Below are 2,188 nucleotides of genomic sequence, written 5' to 3' on the forward strand. Positions count from 1 at the left end.
GACGCCGCGGACGAGCTGCGCTACGAGGTGTACCGGCCCGCCACGGCACTGACGCCCACCTCGGAGGGCGTGCTGATGCGGGAGGTCGTCAACACCGCCCCGTTCACGGCCTACGACAGCGACGGCACCGTGACCACAGACCCGAAGACGGTGACGCGCGTGCGGATTCTCATCGAGCGCGACCTGCCCGAGCAGGACGCGATCACGGTCCGGACCGACGTCAGCGCCCGCAACCGCACGCGCTGCCCATCATGACCCCCGAGGAAGACGCGATGACACGGACGGGCACCGCAGGACGCCCCCCCCTGTCGGCGGAGGGCGGCTCCATCGCGATGGCCATGCTGGCGGCCATCGCCGTCGCGGGGCTCGTCGTCGTCATCGCCGGCGCCACGCTGGCGGGACAGCAGGCCACACGCTTCGACCAGAGCTTCAGCGAGGACATCCACGGCGCCGACGCCGGTGTGCAGGACGCGCTGTACCGGCTCAACGCCGGGTACTTCGACCCGGACACGCCCGTCGACACCTTCGTCGGGCCCACCTATCCCGCCGACGACCCCGCCACGGCCGAGCAAGAGCGGGTGGTTCGCACGATCGACGACACCACCTACGCCTGGTACGCCGAGCGGACCGGCGAGCGGGAGTGGCGGATCGAGTCGACCGCCACGCTGGACGGCGTGGAGCGGACGGTCGTGGCCGAGATCGAGGAACGCGCCCGGTTCGCCCCAGGTGCCTTCAGCGACTCGACCCTTGCCCTGAGCGGTACGAGCAGCCGGGTCGACTCCTACACCAGCGACGCGTGCGCGGCCGGCACGGAACCCGTGGTGCCGGACTCGACCTGTCACTGGTACCCGGACACGGACGGCTTCGGCACGGGCAACGGGGCGATCGGCTCGAACGAGGTCGTGGAGGTCAGTGGCAACACGAAGGCGAAACACATCATGTTGTACGACTGGGACGACAACCCCGGGTTGGGGGCCACCGAGACCGACCCCGGGGGGGACCGCTGCAACGGGGAGAGCGCGGGCAGCCCCTGCATCACGCCGGGGGTCGTGCGGACGGTCGGCTACGAGCTGGACTACACCTCGGACACCGCGTTCATCACCGACAAGCTCGACGAGTGCGCGGCCGAGGGATCCCTGCAGGAGAAGACCTTGCGGGCCGGCGACCTCGACGTCGAGCAGGATTTCTACTGCTACGAGGGTGTCGCCTTCCGCGGCGATTTCCCGTTACCGGCCTGGGCGAGCGCCACGAACCCGGTGGTGATCTACGTCCGCGACTACGTGTCGGTGCTCGGCCCGAACGCCCACGTGAACTGCGCGGGGTGCGACAAGAACAAGCCGCACCTTTCCCAGCCCGTCTCGGGTGCCCTGCAGATCTACGTCGCCGGAGCCCCCGCCACGGGAGGCGCCAACGTGGGCATCAAGAGCCAGTCGAGGTTCGGGGGTGTCATCTACGCGCCCCAATCCCGCTGCGGAAGCGACAGCGGCGGCGCGGGCGTGCACGTCTACGGATCGATGACGTGTCGGGTGATGGACAACGTCGGCAACTGGGAGTTCCACTTCGATGAGGCCCTGAGCCAATACGGGACCGGTGTGTACAACATCGCCTACTGGACCGAGGAATGATCCGCGCTCGCGCTCAAGACCGCCGCCGATCAAGCCGACGCAGCCAGGAGCATCCGCCGCGCGTCGCCGTGCCGTGCGGGCTGAGGAGGTCATGACGAAGTCGCTGGGCACCGTGCTCGTCGAGCAGGGGGTCATCGACCAGGAGGGCCTGCAGGCGGCCATGGACCGGCAGCGGGCCACCGGCGCCACCCTGCCCCGGGCCATCGTCGAGCTCGGCCTGGCCGACGAGCGGCAGATGGTCTCGGCGCTGGCCCGGGAGCTGGGGATGCCCTTCGCCGACACCGCCCCCGGGCAGGTCGACCCCCAGGCCGCCGCCCTGCTGCCCCGGTCGGTGGCAACCGAGCTGGTCGCCCTGCCGGTCGCGTTCGGCGTCGGCAATGAGCTGGTCGTCGCCGTGGCCGACCCCAGCGGCACCCAGGCAATGGAGCAGATCAGCCAGGTCACCGGCATGGCTGTGCGACCGGCGCTGGCCATCCGCGCCGATCTCGTGCGCGCGATCGAGCACCTGGCCGGCGAGGACGCCACTTCCATGCCGCAGGCCCAGCAGGCCGGTACGTCGGCCC

Annotated in this window: 3 protein-coding genes; all 3 read left to right on the top strand. The window is 70.5% G+C overall.

All coding sequences use genetic code 11. The features are described from left to right. Window positions 1-255 (top strand): hypothetical protein (locus M3N57_00610; protein MDP9021208.1); only part of this gene is annotated, 255 nt, incomplete at its 5' end. A gap of 17 nt (window positions 256-272) precedes the next feature. Beyond that, window positions 273-1,625, top strand: a complete 1,353-nt coding sequence (locus M3N57_00615; protein ID MDP9021209.1) for a hypothetical protein — start codon at window positions 273-275, stop codon at window positions 1,623-1,625. A 91-nt stretch (window positions 1,626-1,716) separates the two neighbouring features. After that, the coding region (locus M3N57_00620) for a hypothetical protein (GenBank protein ID MDP9021210.1) at window positions 1,717-2,188 on the top strand (472 nt) is incomplete at its 3' end.

Source organism: Actinomycetota bacterium (assembly GCA_030776725.1).
GTDB lineage: Bacteria > Actinomycetota > Nitriliruptoria > Nitriliruptorales > JAHWKO01 > JAHWKW01.